This window comes from Ketobacter alkanivorans (assembly GCF_002863865.1).
GTDB lineage: Bacteria > Pseudomonadota > Gammaproteobacteria > Pseudomonadales > Ketobacteraceae > Ketobacter > Ketobacter alkanivorans.
In genome coordinates this window covers 3,834,057-3,856,350 of the sequence record NZ_CP022684.1, presented here as the reverse complement: position 1 = coordinate 3,856,350, position 22,294 = coordinate 3,834,057, and the positions used below count along the sequence as shown (strand labels likewise).

The following is a 22,294-nucleotide window of genomic DNA, read 5'->3' as shown; positions in this document are numbered from 1 at the left end:
AACAGTCGAGCGTTCGCCACCCTGATTCACCACATAATCAATAGACTGGCGTAACCATGACTGACGGTTACTGATTCAACCTGTTGACACAAGCGGGCACATACATGTTTCTAGAGTCCAACTTCACCGAGCTGTTTGAAAAGACGGACAACCACTGCAAAGAGCTGCTTAGCACGGCTCTGGAAGGCATCCCCTCATTGGGCGACCAGCTCACCTACGAAACATTCGATGACTTGTTCGCTGAAGGCAGCAACCAGAACCGGGCTTTCGTCATCGAACAGGGCGCGGTCGGGCACGAACAGGAAGGCAAAACCCTCTTTCACTACGATGAAGGGGATATCATCGGCCTGGAAATCGTAGAAGGCATGCCCCGCGCCAAGTTTTACGCAGAATCCCCGGTGATTCTGCGCCCCTTCGATCGAGAAGCCCTGTGGCAGGCCGCGATGGAAAACACCACCAAAGCACGCCAGTGGGGTGATTATCTGCTGGCCGAGTGCGCACGCCATTCCGCGGTCATTGCCTCGCTGGATACCCCTACCGATAAAGCCTCCCTGGGCTTTCAAACCTATGCCGCAGGGGAAACCATCATTAAAGAAGGCACCGAATCCGACACGGTGTACTCCATTGTGGAAGGCCATGCCGAAGTATTCGTAAAAGGCATCAAAGTAGGCGAAGTGCTAGAGGATGAAATTTTCGGAGCCATGTCCCTGCTCACCAACAGCCCCCGCACTGCCAGCGTGGTTGCCGACAGCCGGTGCCTGGTGATGGTAGTGCCTCGCAACCAATTTGAAACCATGATCAAAACCCATCCGCGCATCTGTTTGAGCCTGATGGAAAACATGGCGCGTCAGATAGTCGCGCTTAATCACAAGGTCACGGCAGCACACGATTCATAACGGATCACTCACCGCAGGTCACCCACACCAAACGGTGACCTTGTTTGGCTATTTCAGGAAGTAGGTCAACATGAACGCAGAAGTAAAAGCACTGGCAAAAGCCTCGAGCTTCACACCACCTCCACTGCGAACCGTAAAAGCAGCCAATCGCTTGACGCGTTTTTACTTCAACCCTCAATTTCAGGGACTGGACCATGTTGATCCACTGAAACCGGCACTGTACGTGTGCAATCACACCTTATATGGCATGCTGGACGGCCCCCTGCTGTACGAGAAAATGTACGAAGAAAAAGGCATCGTACTGCGAGCGTTAGGGGATCACTTTCATTTCAAAATTCCACTTTGGGGCAAGATGCTGAAACGTGGCGGCAGCGTTGCCGGTACGCGGGAAAACTGCGCCCAACTGATGGAACAGGGCGAGCACATACTTGTCTACCCCGGCGGAGGCCGCGAAGTGGCCAAACGCAGGGGAGAAAAGCACAAACTCACCTGGAAAACCCGCACTGGGTTCGCCCATATGGCCATGAAATACCAATACCCCATCATTCCAGTGGCAGCCCTGGGTGCCGATGACGCACTGGACATCGTAGTAGATGCCTACGATGTTATGCAGAACCCCTTGGGGCGCTGGCTGCTCAAGCATGATAAAAACGACATCCTGCGGGGCGGCGACATGATCATGCCACTGTGCAAAGGCATAGGCCCCACCATCCTGCCACGGCCAGAGAAATTCTATTTCTCATTCGGTAAGCCAATAGACAGCAGCGCATTTTTAGGCATGGAGAACGATAAAGAAATGCAGTGGCAGTTGCGCTACAAAACCATGCAAGCCATTGAAGCCGAACTGAGCAAACTGAGGGAAGTGCGCAAGCGGGATAAAGACAACAGCCTGATAAGACGCCTGCTGACCCAGCGTTAACTGACCACCAAGGGGCATCCGTACAGCGGATGCTCTATAACCTGGGTTTTCACGTTAAACACACATTCAATAAGATCCGGCCGCATCACCTCCTGCGGGGTGCCCAGCGCCACAGCTGCACCGTTATGCAACATCATCACGCGATCAGCAAACCGCGCGGCAAGATTCAAATCGTGCACGATCACCAACACAGTAACCGCCTTACCACAGACATCCCGCACCAGCTGCATCAAATCCAGTTGATGGGAAAGATCCAGTGCCGAAGTAGGCTCATCCAGCAGCAGCAAACGCTGTCCCAGATCCACCGGCTGCCAGATCTGCGCCAGCACCCTGGCTAACTGTACCCGCTGCCGCTCGCCACCAGACAAGTCGGTATAATGGCGATGAGCCAGACGCTGCACATCACACACCTCCATGACCTCATCTACAATGGCCTCATCCTGTGCGCGACCACTGTCATGAGGCATACGCCCCATCATAATCACATCCCGCACCAGAAAGGGAAAACTAAGAGAAGAGGACTGAGGCATCACCGACCGCACCCGGGCCAACTGATCCAGCGACCATTGCCGCAGAGGAGCACCATTAAACAGAATATGGCCGCTGTGGGGTGCCCACTCACCGGACAACAAACGAAACAAGGTACTCTTACCCGCCCCGTTCGGCCCCACCACCGCCACGCATTCACCGTTACTGATTTGCATATGGATATCACGCAACAGCTCACGCTTACCCACAGAATAGCCCAGCGACTCCATGGCCAATACAATGTCAGAGCCCATACAACTGCCCTCGCCGACGCTGCACCACCAAAAACAAGAAAAACGGAGCACCCAGCACCGCCGTCAGCACACCTACCGGCAACTCCAGCGGTTCCACCACCGTGCGCGCTGCCAGGTCCGCCAGGCTCAACAGAGTGGCCCCCAGCAACGCAGCCCCTGGTAATAGCCAGCGGTGATCAGGGCCCAACATCAAGCGCACGATATGGGGCACCACCAATCCAACAAATCCAATAACCCCTACCGCCGCCACCGACACTCCCACTGCCAATGCAGCCAGCAGAATCACCCACAGCCGCAGACGTTTAACCACCACCCCCAAATGACGCGCCTCCGATTCACCTAACAACAGGGCATTCAGGCCTTTCCAGAGTTTAGGAATCATCAACAAAGACAACAGCGTGAACGGCGCCACCCACAGCACCTTCTCCCAGGAGGCCACATTAAAACTGCCCATCAGCCAATACACCAGATTGCGCAGCCTGACATCTTCAGCCGTGGTGGCCAGATAACTGATACAGGCACTGGTCATGGCATTAATCGCTACACCGGCCAACAACATAGTGGCCACCGAGGTTCCCATTGGCCCAACCCCAAGACGATAAACCAATGCCGTCACCAGGGTTCCCCCCAGAAAAGCAAAGACAGGCAGATTCCAACTGGCAGCGAACGGAGAAAAACTGGCGCCCAACACGATAGCCAAAGCGGCCCCCACTGCAGCACCACCAGACACACCAATCAAGCTGGGATCGGCCAGCGGGTTTCGGAACAACCCTTGCACCATGGCACCCGACAACGCCAGACACACCCCCACCAGCACACTGAGGCACACACGGGGCATGCGAATCTGCCAAATCACAAGATCAGCCGTGCTCTGTTCTGGGTTACCGGCCAGTCGGTTCATGATTACCTGCACCAACTCCCCGAGAGGCACCTCAACGGAGCCCAGGCTAAGGGAAAGCAGAATACTGAGCAGCAACAGGCCAAACAGCAACAACAGGAAGGCCACAGGCCTGGTGTGGAACATGATTGGAATCGCAGCAAAAAGTGAGCTGGCTATTATAAGGAGGCCGCTTACACAGGGCTATGAAAACTATGCCGAAAAACGAAGGCAATAAAAAACCGGGGGGTTTCCCCCCCGGTAATCGCACCACGAATTGTGCGTGTTAAATGTGCAGGCTCATAATCCAGTGCCATACAGGTGTAGAGAGGAGAGAGGGGCCATGACACAGCACCGAACTACTTAATCCCAACACATTCTTCACAACACGGAACAAATGATAATAGTTATCATTTGCGAATGCAAGTCCTTCCATTCACTTTTTTTGTATACGCGGGGTTTACTCCCATAGGGCTATCGTTCTACCCTTTTTGCCAGCGTCCCAGACCAACAGTGCAGAGAGGAAACCGAATGACAGTCCTGTGCAAAGTTAGCGAAATCGAAGAAGAGAGCGCACGCGGTTTTGATATCGACGGCCAATCCGTGTTTGCCGTAAAAAAAGACGGCCAGCTCTTCGTTTACATCAACTCCTGTCCTCATATCGGCATACCTCTGGAGTTTCAACCAGACGAGTTTCTTGATATGGAGAAACGCTTTATTCAATGCGCCAACCACGGTGCGCTGTTTGAGATCGAAACCGGCGACTGCATTGCCGGCCCATGTGCAGGCCAAGCGCTTAAAGCTGTACCGTTTAATATTGAAGACGAGCACATTCGCCTGATCTGATCTCTGCCTTGCAAACAACATTAGGTTCCAGGGGGAACTATGGATTCTACCGGTATCAGTTTTACAGCCCTCTTCACCGGACACGTCTGGTATGAAAACGGCATGTCCGCCCATTTCTTTACCTCGCCTAAAGCACGCCTGCTGTATAGCGCCGCTCAACCAGCAGAAAAACTGAGCCAGTCCCTGCTGGGATTGACTGTCCACGACATGCTGCTGCAAAGACACCATATCATTGATCATCGGATTGACTGGCTGATCAAGCACGAGGGGGTAACCCAGATACTGGAAATCGCCTGCGGCTATTCTCCCAGAGGTTACAAGCTGTCACGTAAGTACCCGAACCTGAAATACGTAGAAGCAGACCTGCCCCACATGGCAGAGCGTAAAAAAGCCTTGTTGCAACAGCATCAAGGCTTTGGGCCGGATCACCATGTTGTAGGGTGCGACGTGTTTGAGTCTGGCGCTCCCCACGGGCTGGACTACATCATGAGCGAAGTGCTGGACCCAACTCGCCCCACCATTATCATCACCGAAGGCCTGGTAAACTATTTTCGCCTAAGTGACATCAGTCAGGTATGGCGCAAGCTGGCACAACTGGGTAAGAGCTTCCCCAAAGCTTGGTACATTACCGATCTGGTGCCCAAACCCAAACAGAACTGGCTGCCACTGATTGAGGTAGGTGCCGGTATGCTTTCGTTAGCAACCCGCGCCCATGTCAATCTGCACTTTAAAGGTAAAGCCCAAATCGAACAGGGATTCAAAGACTGCGGCTTCAGCCAGGTGACCGTGCACCATCCTGAACAGTTCCGAGAACAGTTGGCCATCCCCCGATTTTCACCCGTCGGCAGAAAACCCTCGGCAAAGAGCATGGTTCGGGTAGTAGAGTGCCAAATCCACCCCTAATGGGGCAGCTTGGAACCATATCAGAGCACAAATGAAAAAATGGGCCAATTTATGGCCCATTTTTGTTTCACCATTTCACCAACACCCAAAGCCATCAAGCATTAGTTCGGTGCACACCTGAATTTTTCTGCTTCAAATTAAAACAAAAACTGCGTTTAACCGCAGTCATCCCTCCATTTTTATTATTTCTGCAACTTGGCACGCAAGTTGAAACACCTCTTGCCAGGAGCTTCGGTACTTGTTGATTCGAACCACGTTCATAATTTGGAGTTAAAGATGAAAGAGTCCAGAAAGAAATGGCGCAAAGTGTTCTCCCTGAAAAACTTAGCCAAAAGCTTACTGATTGGCGCAGCGGCCAGCGGCATGATGGTAACGCCAGCGCAAGCAGAAGAACTTGAGTTAGAAAAAGAAGATCTCAAATTTGGTTTCATCAAGCTCACCGATATGGCCCCTCTGGCAATCGCCTACGAAAAGCGTTTCTTTGAAGACGAAGGCCTGTTTGTCACACTGGAAGCCCAAGCCAATTGGAAAATTCTACTGGATCGCGTGATTACCGGCGAGCTTGATGGCGCACACATGCTGGCCGGCCAGCCTCTGGGCGCAACCATCGGCTTTGGTACCCAAGCGCATATTATTACTGCCTTCAGCATGGATCTAAACGGCAACGGTATCACCGTTTCGAATGCTGTGTGGGAAGAAATGAAAAAGAACATCCCCCACGAAAATGGCAAACCGGTTCACCCGATTAAAGCTGATTACCTGAAACCTGTCGTTGATAAATACAAAGCCGATGGCAAGCCGTTTAATATGGGCATGGTATTCCCGGTTTCAACTCACAACTACGAATTACGTTACTGGCTGGCTGCGGGCGGCATTCATCCGGGCTTTTATGCTCCACACAAAGGTGACATCTCAGGTCAGCTACAAGCCGATGCATTGCTGTCAGTTACACCGCCACCACAAATGCCTGCCACCCTTGAAGCTGGCACTATCTACGGTTATTGCGTAGGCGAACCCTGGAACCAGCAAGCTGTATTTAAAGGCATCGGCGTGCCGGTCATTACCGACTACGAAATTTGGAAAGACAACCCCGAGAAGGTATTCGGCGTCAGCAAAAAATGGGCTGACGAAAACCCAAACACACACCTTGCTGTAGTAAAAGCCATGATTCGCGCAGCAAAATGGCTGGATGAAGACAACAACAAAAACCGCAAAGAAGCGGTGAAAATTCTGTCTCAATCAAACTACGTAGGAGCAGACTACGACGTTATCGCCAACAGCATGACCGGCACCTTCGAATACGAAAAGGGCGACAAGCGCTCGCTGCCTGATTTCAACGTATTCTTCCGCTACAACGCAACTTACCCCTACTACAGCGACGCGATCTGGTATCTGACGCAAATGCGCCGCTGGGGCCAGATCGCCGATCACAAACCGGATAGCTGGTACATGGAAACCGCCAAGAAAGTTTATCGCCCGGACATTTATATGAAAGCGGCCAACCTGCTGATCGCTGAAGGTAAAATGTCGGCAGCCGACTTCCCTGCGGCGGACGAAGACGGCTTCCGTCCTCCACAGAAAGAGTTCATCGATGGTGTTACTTACGACGGCACCAAACCTAACGAATATATCTCCAAGTTTAAAATTGGCTTGAAAGAAGCCGACAAGATCTAAGTACAACATGACCGGGGCGAGCACTATGCCGCCCCGGCAACTTTACCAAAGGAGGCTTTCGCAATGGCTGCACGGGTAATGAATCTGTTTGAATCAATCGGTTTTTCCTGGCTGGTGTCTATAATGAAGTTATTCACGTTGCAAAATCCAAAAGAACAGTTCGAAAACCTGATCCGCAATCTGGGTGTACCACTGTTTGCTTTCGCTGTTTTTCTTGGCGTATGGCATATGGCTGCATCACAGATCGAAACCAGCCTGGGCAAAGTGCCAGGCCCTGCTGCCGTATGGGAGCAATCCGTAGGTCTGTGGCAAGAACATAAAGCAGAACGAGTAAAAGAAGTCGCGTTCTACGAAAGACAAGATGAGCGTAACGCCAAGAAACTGGCCAAAAACCCGAATGCTGTAATAAAGCACCGTGATTACACCGGTAAGCCAACCTATTTCGACCAGATCTTTACCAGCCTGAAGACCGTATTCGCGGGGTTCCTGCTGGCCAGCCTGATTGCAATACCTTTGGGCATTCTGTGCGGACTAAGCCCAATCATCTACACCGCAATGAATCCACTGATTCAACTGTTTAAACCCGTCTCGCCCCTGGCATGGCTACCTATCGTAACCCTGGTGGTAAGCGCAGTTTATTCATCCGAAGATCCAGCGTTTTCCAAATCATTCGTCAACTCAGCTATCACCGTTACCCTGTGTTGCCTATGGCCCACGCTGATCAACACCATCGTAGGCGTGTCCTCATTGAGCAGTGATCTGGTGAATGTTTCGAAAGTATTGCGCCTGAACTGGTACACCCAAATCATCAAAATTGTACTGCCCTCTTCAATCCCCATGATCTTTACAGGCCTGCGCCTGTCACTGGGTGTGGGCTGGATGGTGCTGATCGCCGCCGAGATGCTGGCGCAAAACCCAGGCCTGGGCAAATTTGTATGGGATGAATTTCAGAACGGCAGCTCACAATCACTGGGCCGCATTATGGTGGCGGTGTTCACTATCGGATTTATCGGCTTCATTCTGGATCGTCTGATGTTGTCACTGCAGAAATCATTCTCTTGGGATAAAGACGCCATAGTCCGCTAGCCAACATCCATTAGCCAATGCGCAAACGAATTACGAGGAAAGAGTCATGCGAGGATATCTCACCATCGAACAGGTGCACATGGATTTCGACACTCCCAAAGGCACGTTCAAAGCACTGGATGACGTAACACTCAACATAGACAAAGGTGAGTTCGTCTCCCTGATCGGGCACTCCGGTTGCGGCAAATCCACTGTTCTAAATATTGTGGCAGGCTTACTGGTATCGACCAGAGGCAGCGTGCTACTGGATGGAGCGGAGGTAAACGAGCCTGGCCCCGAGCGTGCTGTTGTGTTCCAGAATCACTCTCTGCTGCCTTGGCTGACCGCCTATCAAAATGTGGAGCTGGCCGTAAAGCAGGTGTTTAAAAAGTCCATGAGTAAAAAAGAGATGGACGAATGGATTAAGCACAACCTCCACCTTGTGCATATGGATCACGCAATGCACAAACGCCCAGGAGAGATCTCAGGCGGCATGAAGCAACGGGTAGGTATTGCCCGCGCTCTGGCCATGAAACCAAAAGTATTACTGATGGACGAACCATTCGGTGCGCTGGATGCGCTAACCCGGGCTCATCTACAGGATTCCGTTATGGAAATACAAGCAGAGCTGAACAACACCGTGATCATGATTACCCATGATGTAGATGAGGCCGTGTTACTTTCAGATCGCATTGTAATGATGACCAACGGCCCGGCAGCCACCGTGGGAGAGATTCTGGAAATAGATTTACCTCGACCCCGCCATCGCCTGGAGCTGGCCGACAACGCGCAGTACAATCACTACCGTGCAGAGGTATTACGCTTCCTGCATGAACGCCATTCCAAACCGGACGCAGCATAAACCTGCCTTTAGGTAATGTTGCGTTTGCCCCGTCTACGATAACGCCCAAACCAGGCAAATAACCCGCTGCACGCCAGTATCAACATGGCCACTGCAGCGGCATCAACTATCCACACCCCAACCTTCCCCAGAATACGCCCGCTATGAAGATCCAGTAGCACACGCTCCCGAGTCAAACCCGCAATCGGGGCCTGACTGTTAATCCTATCTGCAAGCTGCTCTGGCAAGGGTGCTTGCTGCAGCCAATTAATGTTCGGCACCGGACGCTGGTCAATCCAGCTACCACTGAGTTCATCAAATTGCGCTAAACCGGCCGCTGTAGTGACAAAAATATTGGTTAGATCGCCTTCGTGGATTACACCCATTCGCCGCGCATCAAATGGTACGCCACGAATCTGTTCCACCAATTCGCCATCCAGTTCAAACAGCCACATTGAATCAGCACACACCACGGCAACCCAACCTTTAAGCTGCATGGCACCCAGCATGGGTCTATCGCAACGCACTAATTCGGATTCATCTAAGTACAGGGTGCCATTCAACTCAGACACCCAAGCCTCACCGACAGGAAAGCCCTGACTGACGCGGCTTGGGGGAATGCCATATAAACGGGCCAGCCAATGGGCGTAAACTGGCTCATGGTGCCACCCCAACGACTGACTGTGATTGATCAGAATTCCTGAAACCGTCAGCATGAAAATAAGGATCACAACCGCCAAACCCAACCTGCGATGCCATTTCAGCCACCATGTCATTTTCTGTATCACGGATTGATCGCCAACTGAGTGTGCACCGAATGGTGCAACATCAACGCCAGCGCTGCTACACGGGTTACCGCATCCACCGACAAGGTTGCACCGGTGATGCCATCGATGTGCCGGGAGATTCCATCGTTCTGTCGCTGAGCGTTAATGAACTGGCGAGTAAAGAATTCCTGGTGCACTTCTCCTCCCCGCTCTTCCCGATATACCAGAATTTTCAGCTGCACAATTCGATCGTGCTCCACCACCACCCCGATTGTTATGGGCTGCTCCTTACCAATCTCATCAATGATCCACGCCGTGCGTTGATCTTTATGCCAATAACGAATCCGACTGGCAGGGTAGCGGTGGGTGAGAATGGCTTGTACCCGTTGTTTCAGTTCACGATTAAGCCGCAGCATCTTCCAGCCCGGCTCACCGCCACTGAATGCGCTCGACAAAAAATCGTCTTTGCTAAGATGCTGAATCTGCGGGATACCCAATGCCATCCCCTGCGCTACAACCGCAAGGTTCAAGATCAGCCCAAACAGAATGACGCCAACAAACTGCCTCACACTAATTCACCAATCGCTCCACGCCCGCGGCTTTGATCAGGCTCTGCTGATACCAACCCACTCTTTCTCCTTTTAGGCGTGCCTGTGCTTCGTGGTAAACCGGGTTGTAACCCATGCCTTTCGGTAGCACCCAGTTATACACTTTGGCCGCTGGCAAAATCCACGCGTAGTTTATACGCTCCCACAGGCCATAATCCATTTCATATCCTTCACGAATGCTCGGTGGTAGGTTCGCTGCCGTCACCACCTCCTGCACCCACAGCGGAAACGCCAGGAATATTGAACCTGGGTTGAATAAATCTTCCTTCAGGATGCGGGCGTTATCGGTAACGGTGAGTTGCGGGCTTAACCACATGGTTTCGTTATAATCTGCAAATTCTTTCCAGTTACGGGGCATCGCTTCTTCTGGAATACCGAACAGCATATTAAATAGTTTGGCCTCCTCATAAAGTTGCTCTTTCTCGGCATAGGTCAGTGGCTCTTCTATCTCTTCATACATGCGAACCAGGGTATCCCACAAGGTAGCCGAAACCCATACCATGGCGGCCACCTCATTAGCCCGATACTCAGAACTCTTGTGGAATGACCCCGCATCGTAAGGCATCTTGCCCTTGATCTCTTTGTGAATACCGTGCACCAAATTAGCCGAAGCCATCACCTGGGGCATGCTGCCGTACACCATAGTCGATATATGTATGAAGGTTCGGCGGGCACGTTCCAGCGGGTCGTAGCGAACAATAGAGTGCTCATCAATACCTGCAGTGATCCAAGGGTGAGCTGTTTGCAACAGCAATGCACGCCCTGCCCCCATACCGGCCGGTGTGAGCGGCCCCGTAATGCGCCACATCATTGAATCCGGGCCATACAGACCGATACGAGGATCAGGGATGCGCCCATGAACCTTGAAGAGCTGCGTGCAGAAGTCCAGATCATCGATCCAGCGAGGCAAAGGAGCTTGGCCTGATCGGGGCACCAATTCACTCACCGCCGCGCCATAAGGACGAGTATCCGCGTGGGCGACGGCATAGGCTGAGGTCAGCGCCGGGGTTGCTCCCTGTTTGCTTGCCTCAATGTCAAAGTCTGCCGGGCAGGGGCTGCTGAGAAAGCCTGTCTCCGCGCGAACCAGCGCCATCTCGACGCTGGTTTTCTTTTTCTGCAGGGAGATTTGATCAGGCAAGCGATAGTTACTCACCTGCATGTAGTTATCGTATTCTATCGACCAGCCGGACTCCTGTATCTCGCTGACGATGTCATCATCCTGGGTCAGCTCGGCCCGATCTGTAGCAGGCAATGCCCGCAGCCAGAAGCCCATGCTGTCCATCGGCAGGGATTCCTGAACGGCCTGGGCCAGTTCTCGTGCTTCGGGGTCAATCACCTCAAGGCTGGCCTCAGCCTCACCCTCATAGCCAGAAATAACCGCCTTGGTCTTGCCTACCGGCGATTCTGGGCGTAGTGACATCTGGTATCCACCATCGATCTGACGATACTCAAAATACGCTTTTTGCCTGCCAGACGCGTTTTTGATGGTGACTTGACCTTCCACCATCCATTCATTGAGGCTCTCGGGGTCGGCGGCCACAAAATCCGGTTCCGGCAGCATCGAAGAGCAGCCTTGCAGAGCCAGGCCCCCACTCAGACAAGCCAACAAGCACAACGACCGAAGTACAGACATAGGAATAACCTCTTTTCGATTTCTAATTGTTATATGTAGTGACTGCCAATTGCGTATAAGCCATTACGCCTTGAGACAATATGACACATCTGTATCAGATACTAAAGTACCTCCTTTTATAGTCCAGAGCCCAAAAGCTCACAAAAATTGATCAGATTTGCCAATAAGCACTGCGTACAATCTGCCCAAATAAAAAAAGGCCGGTAACGCTGTACCGGCCTTTTCCTCTATATGTCTTACGTTATCAATGCATTACGTCATCACACCGCCAACAATGCCCGGCAGAGTCTGGAATACTGTGAGCCCGTCGCGGGCACTGCTGCCACCCAACCCATGCCCTGGGAATGCTGTACTAAAACTGCTCTGTTGCCCGTGCAGAGCCATGTAATTCAGCACCACAGTCTCAACCAGCAAGTTAGGGTTGTTGGCCGCAGGGCTGGACGCGGTTTCTACCGAACCGTCACCCCGGAACCAACCGATCTGGCGGCCAGGGAGCGCGCCGGTCATGCTTGCACGTCCATTGGGGCTGTATACCAGAAAGAACGAAGCAGCGGTGGACGAGTTATCTCCGGTCCAGACGCCTTTGCCACGCCCGTCGACAGAATCATCAATCATGCCGTTACTCGCGACCGAACCATCGCTGAACACGTACAGAAACAGCGGCACGCCGACTCTGTGAGCGTACTCAATGCATGCCCCCATACAACGGCCAGCACGCAAGTCGCGGTTCTCACCGGTTGAGCGATCACCCGTATGGTAGTCGAAGCCGCCCATGGTAACGGTGCCTGCGCCTGCAAACCCGTTCACCACCAGTTTCATCACTGAGGCGGTTTTACGGAACTCGCCATCGCTGAATTCACCCGACGAGAAAATGCCCGCCGGGCCGACAATATCAGGATCACCTTCGGGATTCAGTGTCGCAGGATTGCCGTAACGATCCGCCAGATCGGCACTTTTCACATAACCACAGCGGATCAAATCACGAATGACTTCCTCCCGGGTTACCGTTGTATTAATGGCCTGGGCCGCCATTTTCTGCTCACTGATGCGGGAAATGGACTCCATAACGCTCACCACGTCCGCCTGATCCAGCATACCCACAAGTTTACCGGTGTCCACCAGCCCGGTTACATCGCTTGGGCGATCCACTTTGGTCGGGCGAACACTGGAGTCAATCATCATGGCCGGTGCCATGGAGTTACCACCAGAATCAGAGCTGCGTGAGCCAATCAGGGTCAACAGCTCGCCATCGGCACCTGCACGCCAGATACCGTACATGGGGTTGTGAGGGTTGTTACCTGTATCATTTTCGGAGCGGGCAGGAATCACAGCTCCGTCCACATTGGCCAGTGCGCCAACGGAGGCTTTCTCGCGAATACCGCGGGCAAACGCGCTGTCGGAATGAAACAGCAGACCCATGGTGGTGTCGATAAAATCGCTGAGACTGGTATCCGGGTTCATGATGCTGGGCACCATATCTCCGGGCAGGCCCATTTTGTTGTAACCCGCTGTGCTGATGAAATCTTCTTGCCCACCCTGCTGACCCACCAAGACATTGGAGCCCGCAATATTGGCACCGCCGGCCAGATCAAAGCAGATAAACGGAATCTTTCCGGCACCCTGCACTGAAATGCCGCAACCATCGCGGATCGTGGCAATATCCCCCGACAGGGCAGCGTAGGCCGCATTGGGATTGGCAAACATCCCCATAATGCCTGGCCCCAGCACACTGGCCGCGCCAGTCATCATCCCCTGACGAATAAAGTCACGTCGGGACTTGGGGCGTTGGTGATCTGGATAAACCAGCGGGGTATCAGGATTCAACGTGTTTGGTTTCTTCTTCATATTGCTACCCTCACTGTACCAGTACGGCGGCCGAGCCTAACGCGGCGGCACAGGTTGCTTTGACAATCTTTTGTGTTTCAACGGAAGTTTCTCCGGCGTGGCGTGTGGCCAACAACACAATCAGATCATCCAATTCAGTTTTCATATCATTCTCATTCGGCTGCGATGACAGCGCGCTGCCCACCACACGGGTGTAAAGCGGATCAATAACGGCATCGCGCTCCAGTGTGGTATCGAAGGCGGCGGTTACACCCATGCCAAAATTACTGACAAAACCAGGGAAGAAGGCATTTCGCATGGCAGTGTCATCGATCATTTCACTGCAATACTCTATTGCCATCTGAGCCACACCCATCTGCTGAGCCGACAGGAACGACTCGGCAGAAGTAGACGTTGGCAATTGCTGTTTTACAGTGGTGTAGGTGGACACCACATTGCTGTTGGTTACCGGCACCCCGGTGATCTTGGACATAGAGGCGTTGATCTCGGCAAAGTTGCGCAAGCCGACATCGGGCTCCTGCTCGGACACCGCCGGAGCAACAGGCGACACTGCAGCTTCCACCCTCACATCAGAATAGCTGCCGATGCGTTCAAAGGTCAGGAAGAACTCATCGGAATTAGAGCCTGATTCCAAAGGTAGAATGGTACCGATACTGGACAACACCTGACCACCTTCTGCTGTATACAAGCTGGATTCCAGCGTGGTGGACAATTTGGCAAACGCCTGACCAACCGCAGGCTCCTTACCGTTAATGCCAACGCGCATACCACCCAGCACAACGCCGCTATAACTGGAAGGCTCTGCATCCGACGCCGTGCCGCTGGCGCGCAGGCGATACAGGTAAGGCTCACTGAACAGGTAACTGTAACTGTCGAACACCGCAGCCTCAAATACCACGTAGCTGTCAAAGCCGTCATCAATACCGGTCAGGTCCACACAGGTTGCTGAATCATCCGGGTCGGAGCAGTGCTCGAGCTTGAACAGCAGGAAGTACTTTTCACCAACACCGGCATCAAAGTTGGTGGTGATCTCTTCCTGGCTGAGAGCCCGATCGTATACCGCAGCGAAGCGAACAATACCTTCCCACTGGTGATCACCGGAGGCTTCGTTGCCCAGGATAAACACAAAGCTGTCATCCCAACCGCTGAGGCTGCCGGGATCAGAAGAATCTTCATCACCGGTAAAGACGCCATTCACGTAGATGCGACGCCCGTTTACTGGATCAAAGGTCAGTACCACGTGCTGCAGGGTGGCCTGTAAACGCTCATCGGCATCGGCTGTAGACAGCGCGGGCTCACCGTTGCCATCGGTGGTGGTGCTGCGATGCAGAAAATCGTAATTGTAGAGTGTCTGACCCAGGGTGAAGTTACGGCTGGAATTGCCATCAGAATAGGTCATGATGCGGGCTGGCCCCTCTTGCGTTACATTGGCCGGAGCCACCCAGGCCTCCAACGAGTACGCACTATTAGCCTTGATTCGCGTTGCCAGCTTACGACTGGCAGTGGTTGTGGCCTGCGCCTTACCGCCCGGCAGGAACTGAATACCATTACCACCAACCCAGTTGTAATCACCGTACAGATCCAGATTCATGGCAGGGGTGACATCGCTCTTATCCAGCACCAGCGCTCCGCCCCCTTCAGAAAACTCCCATACTGCAATGGCACCGGTGTCAACACGGCCACCACCGCTGGCTAGGATACCATCGCGTTCCAATATCAGGGCGCGACTGGTAACCCAGCTATCCGGGACTTCATTGGGCGCAGGGATCTGCGCTTCAAACAATTTGATGGCGTTCAACATTTCCTGCGCATTGGCCATGCAGTCTTCGCCACAGTTGTGGAACTCGCTGCGCTGACGCACAACAAAACGGGACAATGCGTCGGCCAGGGCACGATCCTGCAAGCCGTCCTCGATGTCTATCTTGCTGCGGGAAAGATCATAGGCTTCATAAATATCATCGCTGGCAAAATAAGGCTGCTGCGCAGTGCGGGAATCCGCACGGTGACAGCCATCACAACTGTAATCTGCAAACAATGGATAGATGTAGGTAGAAAAGGCCGTTACTGCTGTTTCGTAGTTATCGGCACCGGCGGCAGGCAGCTGCTTTGTAACCGTAATGCTGTGTTCCACCGGAGCGGTCAATTGGATCTCGGTATTGCTGGAGTTCACTCCATTCAGCCAACGATCAATGTAATCGGTCATCTCGGAGGCGCAGGCGGGGTCGCTGTCTAACCAGCAGTTGTGGCCGCTGGCTACTTTGGTGACAAATTCCGATGCAGAAGGATTGGTACGATTGATAAAGCTGCGAGCGGAGTTATAGGCTGTGTCCACGTTTCCCGACACCAGGAACAAGGGTGCCTGGCTGGAGTTGTGGCAACCACCGCAGGTTTTAACACGCAGCTCGTCATAGAAATATTGCTTGAAACGACAGACCTCCGCCTGTGTATCCGGATCACCGGCATAGCTGGAACCACAAACCGGCCCGTTATAGGGATTGCTGTCCACAGACACCTGCTCCCCGCCGCCGCCCAGGCCATTATTATATTGGGCATTGGTTTCTGTTGAGGCACCACCACCACAACCGGTCAGCACCATCACAATGCTCAGTAGCATCGAGCTGAGCCAGGTTTTCATATTCAGTTCAGTTAACTTAGTCATTTTAATTCTCCACAGTATCCTGTCAGGCCATCACAACGTTCTGGGCTTAATCACCACGGCAGTAAACTGCGGCATCCGTAAACACAGTCTGCATGTTGTAATTGCTGGCTTCAAAGTTGGTCACCATGGACGACACTTGCGAGTGATCCGCACTGGTAGTGGGCTCGTGCAAGCAAACTGTTTGGAATACCTTTTTAACCTGGCATTCCGCAAAAGCGTCAGAGTGGGCTAGCTCCATCCCCATTGATTTGGCACCGGAGCCTGAGCCCGGCAGGCCGGAATCCCAACCCAGCGCCGAGTTAGGGCCTTCGCGCCAATAGTTATCCCACTGATCGTTGGGTGTGGAATAACCGTAGCGGAAGTTATCTGCGTTGATATGGTACTTGGCTTGCACCTGGTTAGCGGTGTAGATCAGCTGGCCATCTTCGGTGCCTTCTTCACCACTCCACTCATAATATGCAAAGGCCTGGGCCAATGGATCCATGCCAGCGTGACAACCGATGCAACGGTTAAGAAAGATTCGGCTATCGCCACCGGGGCTACGTGACACATCCTGGCGAATACGATCAGGCGTACGCGTAGTATCCTGCACTTGCTCCAGATCGCGACACATGAAGTTCATCAACGTAAAACGGAACATGGCCCGGTTGGTACCGGCCACGAAAAAGGCCTTGGCTGCTGCTCTGGTGGTGAGCACACCTGCAGTAGCGGATGACTGCAAACCGGTGACGCTGGACTGGCTGCGGCGCTCCAGCACATTGGTGTCGCCCATGTCGGCACCGCTGGCTTCCAGATCCACATAATGTTGATTACTTCCGTTGGAGTAGGCAGCCAGGCTACCGCTGGCACCGACATAGATCACATCGTCGTACAATACTTTGCGATAATCGTCGCCATCCCGCACTAAGCCGATCACCGTGGCGGTGAAATCGTTCAGATCGGCAAACATGGTTTGCTCTTCGTTTGTCCAGGGCGTCACCATGTTCTTGAGGGTAACGTTATAGAAACCGGATGAATCCAGTGCCAACTCAGCGGCTGCTTTGGCGTCAGCATCGCTGTCGGTGATGTTATCATCGTTGGCATCCATGATCGCGAGCATGGCATCCAGCTCTGCATCCGTGGCGGGTACACCCGCGATCCGATCATACATGCGCTTGGCCTGCTCTCGTGCCCCGGCCTCAGCCAAGGTGGCAGTCATCGCCATGGTCACCGCCAAAAGGGCGGCTCCGGCTCTTGCTGCACGTTTTAGACTTTTGTTCTTCAACATGGTGCTACACCTTTAATCCTGGCTAATCCAACACTGCGGCAACGCAAATAGATCACTCTTCAAGCATAATCATTGTTTTGTATATCTGGTTGAACTTTAGACAAACGGGCTATTCCAAAGAACTAGCGTTGTTGTGCCACCGCTTGCCATCAACCATTATTAGATCCAGTGACGCAGATTTACGGATAATACAGTTCCAGTTTAAACACCACCGGAGTGAGTAATGCGTGACCGGTATCGCAAACTGACAATTCATAAATAAAGGATTGGCAACAGTGTGATTCAGTCCAAATTTCAGGCAGTGAAGAACGTGCCACACTTTGGGTACAGGCAGAATATTTTCTATATGCATGCAATGTGGCAGATCCTATTGCGGCATTTTACGGAATAAAAAAATGAGTATTTATTTCCTAAACACCACAAACCGGCTCAATTTAACGGTAGACGTTATAACAAAGCCACTTTTAATTCTGTTAACAGCGATGCTGGCGCTTCACGGCTGCGGCAGCGATGACAAGCTCCCCGGTGGCAGCAATCCAGGGGATCAGGATCCGCTGGCCTCGGGTACGCCCTTATTTTATATCGAGCGCAGGATCACCGCGGATGAAGACGAGCTGAGCGACCCGCTGCGTTTTATTGGCGGCGGCAGGCTGATCATGAAAGCCCGCGCCGATCAAAGTGCGCCCGAAACGGTACTGTCCAGCCGCATCTGCTCCGGTAACTGCGATTTCCGCGATCTGGAGGTGTCCTACGAAGGGGACTATCTGCTGTTTTCCATGCGCCAGGAAGATCCCGACGACAACGACAACATTGAATACACCTGGGATATATGGGAGTACGACATCGCGGGGGATTCCTTCCGAAAAGTAATCGCCACTGACGACAGTTCCAAGGTCAACCATGAAATCACACCGCGTTACCTGCCATCGGGGGACATCGTATTTGCTTCCACCCGGCAGAAGTACACTCGATCAATCAATCAAGACACCGGCAAACCCGGCTATTCCGGGCTGGAAGAGGATCGTCAGCAACGTGCGCTTAACCTGCATGTGATGGCCTCATCAGGAGACCTCGGCAGCATCCGCCAGATCACGTTTAACATGAGCCACGACGCCTACCCCGCCATATTGCCCGATGGCAGCATCCTGTATACCCGCTGGGATAACTTCAATCGCAATGCCATGAACCTGTATCGCGTCAACCCCGATGGCACCGGCAACCAAATCATGTACGGCATGCACAGTCACACCACCGGTAGCGGCGCTTCTGACTTCCAATTTATAAAATCCAACATTCTGCCCAGTGGTGAGTTATTTGTGCTGGCTCGCCCGATGGACAGCGCAGCCTATGGCGGCGATTTTATTACCATCGATATCGACAATTACGTCGACAATACCACCCCGACGGCAACCACCAATGGCAGTGGCCCGGCCCAGCAAAGCATCACCGATACCAGCGTTGCCACCGGTAGCACATACTCAACAGGTGGCTATTATGCAGACTTTCATCCCCTGTGGGATGGCACCAATCGAGCGCTGGCCAGCTGGAGCCTGTGCCGGGTAAGAAATGGTGGCACGGTTTTGCCCTGCAATAGCAGCAGCATGAGCGCACCAGGAGCGACCCCGGCAACACCTGCTTATGGTATCTGGATGCTGGACTACGCAGAAAACACTCAAGTGCCCGTGATCACAGCCCGCACCGGCATAGTTATAACCGATATCGCTTTAGGCTACGAACGCACCGCTCCCCTGACGTTTTCCGATGAGCAACCCTTTGAGGCGGAAAACTGCACCACCGCCAATTTCAAATTGGCGGCTGCCACCATCAACGATCTGTGTCAAAGCTACGAAGGCGTGCTGCACATTCGCAACATCTATGAAACCGATGGCGCATTAAATTTCGGCGGTAGTGATGTGAGCGCGACCTACCCCACCTGGTCTAACCCCACTCTAACCCCTGCAAACAACCGACCTGCCCGCTTCCTGCGGATTATAAAAGGCTACCCGGAACCGGATCGCGATATACAGCAACCGGATAACGATGCCTTTGGCCGCGCAGGCGCCCAACGCATGAAACAGATTTTGGGTTACGCCCCCATCGAACCCGATGGCTCGGTGAAAGTGCGCATACCGGCCAACGTGCCCTTGATGCTCAGCATCACCGATGCCAGCGGCAAACGGCTCACCCGCCGCCACCAAAACTGGCTGAGCGTGCGCCCTGGCGAAGTGCTGGAATGCAAAGGCTGTCACACCAACGCCAGCACCGAGCCCCACGGCCGCTTTTATGCACAACCAGCCACCACCAACACTGGTGAAACGGCTGGCACAACCTACACCGGCGCCACCACCGAGATCACTTCACCCTTTTCTTATACTGTGAGCGCAGAAGTACTGAACGCCACCATGGCAGAAGCCAAGTTCAGCTTCATCGAAACCACCCTGAGCGCCACCGCGGGCCAAATGCTGAACCTGAATCAGGATCCTCGCTTCACCTTTGACTGGCTGGATGATGGCGATGCATTGACCGACCTCACCGCCGCAGATCTGGAAATGGAAGACCCCAGCGACCCGCTGCTGCCCTGGTACGAAAACATTCCAGCCTACATTGACGACCCCGATACCTACACCTTGCCCACTAACCAGTTCTGCGCCAACTGGAGCTACCGTTGCCGTATCGAGATCAATTACCCGAACCACATTCAACCATTCTGGGAATACGCGCGCACCAACCTTGCCTCCGACATGCAACCGGCGGTGTGTACCCGCTGCCACAGCCGAGTGGACGACATGGCAGCCCCTCAAGTGCCCGCAGGCCAGCTGGAACTCACCAGCCAGGTGGATACCGGCATCCGCATGCGCTCCTACGAGGAGCTGTTCTTTGCTGATGTCGAACAGGAAATCAACGACGAAGGCTCCCTCCAGGACATAGTGTGCACCGAGCCTCAGGAACAACCCGTACTGGATATAGATGGCAACCCAACCTTTGACATCGACGGCAACCCCATCACCGAAATAGTCCAAGTGCCCGTTCAATGCCCAGCCACCGAAGGGCCCTATATGTCATCCGCAGGGGCGATCAGCAGTAGCCGCTTCTTCGATATTTTTGAGCCCGGAGCCAGCCATGAGGACTACCTGACCCCGGCCGAGCTACGAGTAATAGCAGAATGGCTGGATATCGGGGGGCAATACTACAACGATCTGTTTGCCGCCCCCGAAGCCAATTGATGAAACGCTGCGGTGGGTAGCTGCGCCCACCGCAATGCTATAGAATGGCTTGAAAACAAGACCTTATATCGACCTAACAAGAACCCCAACACGAAAGAAGGCACCCTACCCCCAACATGATCGTCCGGATTCTATTAAGCATTTTAATCCTCTGTTGCGCGGGCATTGGTCACGTTCAGGCGACCGAATACCCTTCTGTGAAAGTGGCCGAGGCCTTTCTGGATCTGCACACAGGGCCGGGGCGTGGCTACCCTAAAACCCAGATTGTGGAACGGGGCGACTGGGTGGAAGTCATGGTACGCCGCACGGACTGGATAAAAGTTCGCACCAAAAAGGGCTTTATCGGCTGGGCTCACCAGGATGACATGGCCAAAACCCTGGATCCAGATGGCGAACCGACGCAGATTGCCACAGTAGGCGAAGGCGAATTCGTTCATCGCCGCTGGGAGACTGGATTCAAACTGGGCACCTTCTCTGGCGCGCGTACAATCGACGCTTATCTTGGTTATTACTTCACCGACAATCTTTCCCTGGAGGCCACCATTGGCGAAGCCTTCGGCACCAGCGTGGATTTTCAGTTTCTCAATTTGAGCGTTACCCACCAACCTTGGCCGCAGTGGCGCTACTCCCCCTATATAACCCTGGGGGGCGGTGCCAAAGCCACCCGCTATTCCAGCACAGAAGTCCAGCTCAGCAGCCGTACAGACCAAACACTTCATGCCGGGCTGGGCATCCGTGTTTATCTAACACGACAGCTAATGGCCCGGGCAGAGTATCGCAACACCGTGATCCTCACTGACCAAGAACAGAACGAAGAGAGTGACGAATGGACAATCGGTTTATCCGCCTTTTTCTAAGCGCCCTGACCCTGACGCTGCTGACCACCGGGGCAACTCGCGCAGAAGAAAGCATTCTGCAGGAACCCCCCGTGATTGACCCGAACGTGGTGCGATTAGGGCTTAAAGACGCTGAAATAGACGATGAAAATTTCGAAGTCGGAGCCTTTTTTGGTTTCATGAGCGTTGAGCACTTCGGCACCCATGAAGTCTACGGCGTACGCGGTGCCTGGCATGTCAACGAAGACCTGTTCTTTGAAGCCAACTACGGCATGGCCACGGTGGGCAAAACCCCGGCAGAGTACGTGAGCAGCCCCATCAGCCTGAAAACAGACGATGACCGCGATTTCACCTACTACAATCTATCTATGGGCTTTAATCTACTGCCCGGCGAAGTATTTGTCACCCGTGACTGGGCCTTCAACACCTCCATTTATGTGCTGGCCGGTGGCGGAACCGTAGATTTTTTCGGTGAACAAGAGTTCGCCATTAACCTGGGCATGGGGCTGCGCTTGATTGCCACGGATTCATTGGCAATCCATGTGACCTTTCAGGACATCATGACCGATAAAGTGAAAGAACTCAGCGATGGCAGTGATGGCTCTGCGCACAATATGCAGTACACCACCAGCCTGACTTACTTCTTCTGACC

General features: G+C 53.2%; 18 protein-coding genes. 10 read left to right on the top strand and 8 right to left on the bottom strand.

Features of this window, described 5'->3' with window-relative positions; all coding sequences use genetic code 11:
• Positions 1-104 precede the first annotated feature (104 nt).
• On the top strand, positions 105-896 hold the full coding sequence (locus Kalk_RS16390) for a cyclic nucleotide-binding domain-containing protein (protein WP_101895278.1): 792 nt from the start codon (positions 105-107) through the stop codon (positions 894-896).
• Positions 897-966: 70 nt separating this feature from the next.
• The gene (locus tag Kalk_RS16385; RefSeq protein WP_101895277.1) at positions 967-1,815 is read left to right on the top strand and encodes a lysophospholipid acyltransferase family protein; all 849 of its coding nucleotides are present in this window, start codon (positions 967-969) and stop codon (positions 1,813-1,815) included.
• Here the strand turns inward: Kalk_RS16385 and Kalk_RS16380 are convergent.
• On the bottom strand, positions 1,812-2,597 hold the full coding sequence (locus Kalk_RS16380; RefSeq protein WP_233716672.1) for a heme ABC transporter ATP-binding protein: 786 nt from the start codon (positions 2,595-2,597) through the stop codon (positions 1,812-1,814). The genes Kalk_RS16385 and Kalk_RS16380 overlap by 4 nt on opposite strands.
• Positions 2,587-3,621 (bottom strand): FecCD family ABC transporter permease, encoded by a 1,035-nt coding sequence (locus Kalk_RS16375; RefSeq protein WP_101895276.1) that lies wholly within the window; start codon positions 3,619-3,621, stop codon positions 2,587-2,589. The genes Kalk_RS16380 and Kalk_RS16375 overlap by 11 nt, the downstream gene beginning before the upstream one ends.
• Positions 3,622-4,005: 384 nt before the next feature.
• Here Kalk_RS16375 and Kalk_RS16370 point away from each other — a divergent pair, with 384 nt between their 5' ends.
• The 5 genes from Kalk_RS16370 to Kalk_RS16350 all read left to right on the top strand — a co-directional run bounded on the left by Kalk_RS16370 (position 4,006) and on the right by Kalk_RS16350 (position 8,824).
• Positions 4,006-4,320 (top strand): Rieske (2Fe-2S) protein, encoded by a 315-nt coding sequence (locus tag Kalk_RS16370; protein WP_101895275.1) that lies wholly within the window; start codon positions 4,006-4,008, stop codon positions 4,318-4,320.
• A gap of 39 nt (positions 4,321-4,359) precedes the next feature.
• Entirely contained in the window at positions 4,360-5,223 is an 864-nt protein-coding gene (locus tag Kalk_RS16365) for a class I SAM-dependent methyltransferase (protein WP_101895274.1), read from the top strand.
• Between the two features lie 276 nt (positions 5,224-5,499).
• Positions 5,500-6,897 carry a CmpA/NrtA family ABC transporter substrate-binding protein gene (locus Kalk_RS16360; RefSeq protein WP_199767939.1) on the top strand — a complete coding sequence of 466 codons (1,398 nt, stop codon included), beginning with the start codon at positions 5,500-5,502 and terminating at the stop codon, positions 6,895-6,897.
• A gap of 63 nt (positions 6,898-6,960) precedes the next feature.
• On the top strand, positions 6,961-7,983 hold the full coding sequence (locus Kalk_RS16355) for an ABC transporter permease (protein WP_101895273.1): 1,023 nt from the start codon (positions 6,961-6,963) through the stop codon (positions 7,981-7,983).
• A gap of 46 nt (positions 7,984-8,029) precedes the next feature.
• Positions 8,030-8,824: an ABC transporter ATP-binding protein gene (locus tag Kalk_RS16350; RefSeq protein WP_101895272.1), complete on the top strand. Its 795-nt coding sequence runs from the start codon at positions 8,030-8,032 to the stop codon at positions 8,822-8,824.
• A gap of 8 nt (positions 8,825-8,832) precedes the next feature.
• Here Kalk_RS16350 and Kalk_RS16345 read toward each other — a convergent pair whose 3' ends face one another.
• The 6 genes from Kalk_RS16345 to Kalk_RS16320 form a co-directional block, all read right to left on the bottom strand.
• Positions 8,833-9,591 (bottom strand): PepSY domain-containing protein, encoded by a 759-nt coding sequence (locus Kalk_RS16345; RefSeq protein ID WP_101895271.1) that lies wholly within the window; start codon positions 9,589-9,591, stop codon positions 8,833-8,835.
• Positions 9,588-10,139 carry an FMN-binding protein gene (locus Kalk_RS16340; RefSeq protein ID WP_101895270.1) on the bottom strand — a complete coding sequence of 184 codons (552 nt, stop codon included), beginning with the start codon at positions 10,137-10,139 and terminating at the stop codon, positions 9,588-9,590. Before Kalk_RS16340 ends, Kalk_RS16345 begins: the two co-directional genes overlap by 4 nt.
• 1 nt (position 10,140) lies before the next feature.
• A complete protein-coding gene (locus tag Kalk_RS16335; RefSeq protein WP_101895269.1) occupies positions 10,141-11,811 on the bottom strand; it encodes a lipoprotein insertase outer membrane protein LolB in 1,671 nt (556 codons plus the stop codon).
• Positions 11,812-12,063: 252 nt separating this feature from the next.
• On the bottom strand, positions 12,064-13,656 hold the full coding sequence (locus Kalk_RS16330; protein ID WP_101895268.1) for a general secretion pathway protein GspF: 1,593 nt from the start codon (positions 13,654-13,656) through the stop codon (positions 12,064-12,066).
• Between the two features lie 10 nt (positions 13,657-13,666).
• Positions 13,667-16,315, bottom strand: a complete 2,649-nt coding sequence (locus tag Kalk_RS16325; RefSeq protein ID WP_101895267.1) for a LamG domain-containing protein — start codon at positions 16,313-16,315, stop codon at positions 13,667-13,669.
• Positions 16,316-16,361: 46 nt separating this feature from the next.
• Entirely contained in the window at positions 16,362-17,582 is a 1,221-nt protein-coding gene (locus Kalk_RS16320) for a hypothetical protein (protein ID WP_199767938.1), read from the bottom strand.
• A gap of 395 nt (positions 17,583-17,977) precedes the next feature.
• On the opposite strand from Kalk_RS16320, the gene Kalk_RS16315 reads away from it, so the two are divergent.
• From Kalk_RS16315 to Kalk_RS16305, 3 genes are all read left to right on the top strand, one after another.
• Positions 17,978-20,806 carry an HzsA-related protein gene (locus tag Kalk_RS16315; RefSeq protein WP_101895266.1) on the top strand — a complete coding sequence of 943 codons (2,829 nt, stop codon included), beginning with the start codon at positions 17,978-17,980 and terminating at the stop codon, positions 20,804-20,806.
• A gap of 197 nt (positions 20,807-21,003) precedes the next feature.
• A complete protein-coding gene (locus tag Kalk_RS16310) occupies positions 21,004-21,663 on the top strand; it encodes an outer membrane beta-barrel protein (RefSeq protein ID WP_158643538.1) in 660 nt (219 codons plus the stop codon).
• A complete protein-coding gene (locus Kalk_RS16305) occupies positions 21,633-22,292 on the top strand; it encodes an outer membrane beta-barrel domain-containing protein (RefSeq protein ID WP_101895264.1) in 660 nt (219 codons plus the stop codon). Before Kalk_RS16310 ends, Kalk_RS16305 begins: the two co-directional genes overlap by 31 nt.
• The last annotated feature ends 2 nt before the right edge of the window (positions 22,293-22,294 follow it).

Coding starts and splice junctions, on each gene's coding strand:
- Kalk_RS16380 (WP_233716672.1), bottom strand. CDS start 2,597: ATGGGCTCTGACATTGTATTGGCCATGGAGTCGCTGGGCTATTCTGTG.
- Kalk_RS16365 (WP_101895274.1), top strand. CDS start 4,360: ATGGATTCTACCGGTATCAGTTTTACAGCCCTCTTCACCGGACACGTC.
- Kalk_RS16385 (WP_101895277.1), top strand. CDS start 967: ATGAACGCAGAAGTAAAAGCACTGGCAAAAGCCTCGAGCTTCACACCA.
- Kalk_RS16370 (WP_101895275.1), top strand. CDS start 4,006: ATGACAGTCCTGTGCAAAGTTAGCGAAATCGAAGAAGAGAGCGCACGC.
- Kalk_RS16360 (WP_199767939.1), top strand. CDS start 5,500: ATGAAAGAGTCCAGAAAGAAATGGCGCAAAGTGTTCTCCCTGAAAAAC.
- Kalk_RS16390 (WP_101895278.1), top strand. CDS start 105: ATGTTTCTAGAGTCCAACTTCACCGAGCTGTTTGAAAAGACGGACAAC.
- Kalk_RS16325 (WP_101895267.1), bottom strand. CDS start 16,315: ATGACTAAGTTAACTGAACTGAATATGAAAACCTGGCTCAGCTCGATG.
- Kalk_RS16335 (WP_101895269.1), bottom strand. CDS start 11,811: ATGTCTGTACTTCGGTCGTTGTGCTTGTTGGCTTGTCTGAGTGGGGGC.
- Kalk_RS16355 (WP_101895273.1), top strand. CDS start 6,961: ATGGCTGCACGGGTAATGAATCTGTTTGAATCAATCGGTTTTTCCTGG.
- Kalk_RS16320 (WP_199767938.1), bottom strand. CDS start 17,582: ATGTTGAAGAACAAAAGTCTAAAACGTGCAGCAAGAGCCGGAGCCGCC.
- Kalk_RS16375 (WP_101895276.1), bottom strand. CDS start 3,621: ATGTTCCACACCAGGCCTGTGGCCTTCCTGTTGTTGCTGTTTGGCCTG.
- Kalk_RS16305 (WP_101895264.1), top strand. CDS start 21,633: ATGGACAATCGGTTTATCCGCCTTTTTCTAAGCGCCCTGACCCTGACG.
- Kalk_RS16315 (WP_101895266.1), top strand. CDS start 17,978: ATGAGTATTTATTTCCTAAACACCACAAACCGGCTCAATTTAACGGTA.
- Kalk_RS16330 (WP_101895268.1), bottom strand. CDS start 13,656: ATGAAGAAGAAACCAAACACGTTGAATCCTGATACCCCGCTGGTTTAT.
- Kalk_RS16350 (WP_101895272.1), top strand. CDS start 8,030: ATGCGAGGATATCTCACCATCGAACAGGTGCACATGGATTTCGACACT.